This window comes from Nonomuraea sp. NPDC005983, assembly GCF_040614375.1.
Taxonomy (GTDB): domain Bacteria; phylum Actinomycetota; class Actinomycetes; order Streptosporangiales; family Streptosporangiaceae; genus Nonomuraea.
On the sequence record NZ_JBEXUP010000285.1, the window covers coordinates 1 to 2373 of the forward strand.

Below are 2373 nucleotides of genomic sequence, written 5' to 3' on the forward strand. Positions count from 1 at the left end.
GCCCCGACGGCGCCCCGGTCTACGTGATCCTCGACAACCTGTCCGCCCACAACGGCAAGAAGATCCTGCGCTGGGCGAAGAACAACAACGTCCACCTGTGCTTCACGCCCACCAACGCGTCCTGGGCGAACCCGATCGAGGCGCACTTCGGACCGCTGCGACAGTTCACGCTCGCCAACTCGAACTATCCGAACCACACGGTCCAGACCCGCGCGCTGCACGCCTACCTGCGCTGGCGCAACGCGAACGCCCGCCATCCCGACGTCCTGGCCGCCCAACGCAAGGAACGCGCGCGCATCCGCAGCGAAAGGGCCTTCGCTGGGGAGGAAGGACATTCACCGAAGCGGCGTGAACGGCCTGCCTCTGCAGGGTCGCTCACCCGAAGGCCTAGACCGGCACGCGGACGAAGCCCTCGGTCCAGTGGTCCTCATCGAGGTCGTACTCTCCGATCTGGAAGCAGTCTGGCTCGTCGGCGAAGCCCGGTAGAAGACGCGCGCGGCGGATCCGCTCTTCGGCCACGGCCTCGGAGGAGTAGATGCCGAGCAGCTTGACGTCGTCGCCGTCCTGCTCGTTGATGAACACGCCCTCGTCGTCGAGGTGAATCGTCTCGTCGTTGGGGCCGGCTTCGTTCTGGTGGCTGATGTGCCAGAGGGGATAGACCTTCACGGGCGCAGGCTACCCCGGGCCCATCCGGTGAACATTCCCGGTCAGAGCACTAGCTCTCGTTTCACTCCTCTGGCGCTGGCGCCGCTGGGCCGCACGCTACTCAGGCCGCTGACATCGGCCAGGGGTGCGGATTGCTGGGAGTGACTTCGTAGGTCAAGCAGCGAGTTGGTAGCGGGCCTGGTGGTTGCGCTGGTGCTCTTGGCCCAGATGGTAGGTCCAGTAGCGGTCGAAGTCGCCGTTGGCGAGCAGTGCGCGGAGTCTCAGGACGACTTCGGCGCCGGCGCTCCGCCCGGCCGTCGACGCGTTCGTCCGACAATTTCGTTACCCGGCGGCCGGAGCGCCGTGATACACAACCGAGGTGCAAAACATTTTGGAGTTCCCCGAGGTCCTGCGGCTGATCGAAGACCGCTCGGCCGCGTTCCGCGCCGCGATCGCGTCCGCCCCCGACCTTGACGTCCAGGTCCCGACCTGCCCGGACTGGACGCTGCGCGAACTGGCGCAGCACCTCGGCGACGGCCGCCGCCGCCAGGCCGCCATCGTCGCGGCGGGCCCGGGCGCTGAGCCCCCGGCGAGGACGGACCCGAAGGGCGCCCCGACCGCGCCCCGCGACCGCGAAGCCCTGGACGCCTGGCTCGCCGAGTCGACCGAGCTCATGCTCGACGCGATGCGCGAGGCCGGCCCGGACCGCGGCTGCTGGACCTGGTGGGGCCGCTCGCAGGCCCCGGAGACCAGCGGAGCCGTGGCCCGGCACCAGATCCAGGAGATCGCCGTCCACACCTACGACGCCCAGCTCACCCAGGGGGCCGCACAGCCGCTGCCGACGGACGTCGCGGTCGAGGGCGTCGACGAGTTCCTGACGACCGTCTCGGCGACGACCGTCCCCTGGCCGTTCAAGCCGGCGACCATCGACCTGCACACGACCGAGGGCCGCTCCTGGCGCCTGACCCTCAACGCCGACGGCGTCCGCTGCGACGACCTCGCCGCCGACGCGGAGCCGGGCGGCATGGCGATGCGAGGCGCAGCGAGCGAACTGGTCCTCTACTTCTACGAGCGCGTCCCGCTCGACGGCCTGGAGACCACCGGCGACACCGAGCCGATGGAGCAGCTCGCAGACTGGGACCCGAACGCATAAAACGCGCACTTGTGAGGCATCTGTCGGTTGTGCGCGCGCTCCTGCGGGCGCCACTGGGCACGGGGTTGCGGACATCGCGCGGCTGCGGGCAGGCTGCGGGCCTGCTGTTCAAGGGCGAAAGGCACACCTGCGGGCGGCTCGCGCTCGACTGGGGACAGTGCGCGGCGGGTGCAGATTGCTGAGACTGACCTCGTAGATCAAGCAGCGAGTCGGTAGCGGGCCCGGTGGTTGCGCTGGTGTTCTTGGTCGAGGTGGAAGGTCCAGTAACGGTCGAAGTCGCCGTTGGCGAGCAGTGCGCGGAGTCTCAGGACGGCTTCGGCGCCGCCCAGTGACCATCGGGCTCCGGTGATGTCCAGGCGGTCGCCGATCAGGTGGCGGCAGGCGCCTTCCACGATGCCCGTGGCGATCGGCCATCCTGCTGCCAGGCATCGTTGAGGGCCACGAGTGCAGCCTGCCAGCCCGGCCCCACCTCAACCGAACCCTCCGCAGTCCCACAAGACCGGTGGACGTAACTCTGTACTTCGTGGAGCACTCGGAGGAGTACGGCGACACGTAGACCGGGGCGCCGTCGGGGT

General features: G+C 69.2%; 2 protein-coding genes and 2 pseudogenes. 2 read left to right on the forward strand and 2 right to left on the reverse strand.

Translation table 11 applies throughout. From position 1 onward, the window contains the following. Positions 1-352 (forward strand): annotated as a pseudogene (locus tag ABZ297_RS46660) (transposase); the annotation flags it as partial. A gap of 35 nt (positions 353-387) precedes the next feature. Here ABZ297_RS46660 and ABZ297_RS46665 read toward each other — a convergent pair. Next, on the reverse strand, positions 388-666 hold the full coding sequence (locus ABZ297_RS46665; RefSeq protein ID WP_350809890.1) for a hypothetical protein: 279 nt from the start codon (positions 664-666) through the stop codon (positions 388-390). Positions 667-1024: 358 nt separating this feature from the next. Here ABZ297_RS46665 and ABZ297_RS46670 point away from each other — a divergent pair, with 358 nt between their 5' ends. Beyond that, entirely contained in the window at positions 1025-1798 is a 774-nt protein-coding gene (locus ABZ297_RS46670; RefSeq protein WP_355361032.1) for a maleylpyruvate isomerase N-terminal domain-containing protein, read from the forward strand. 197 nt (positions 1799-1995) lie between these two features. On the opposite strand, the pseudogene ABZ297_RS46675 reads toward ABZ297_RS46670, so the two are convergent. Further along, positions 1996-2217, reverse strand: a pseudogene (locus ABZ297_RS46675) (ISKra4 family transposase); the annotation flags it as partial. Positions 2218-2373: the final 156 nt, after the last annotated feature.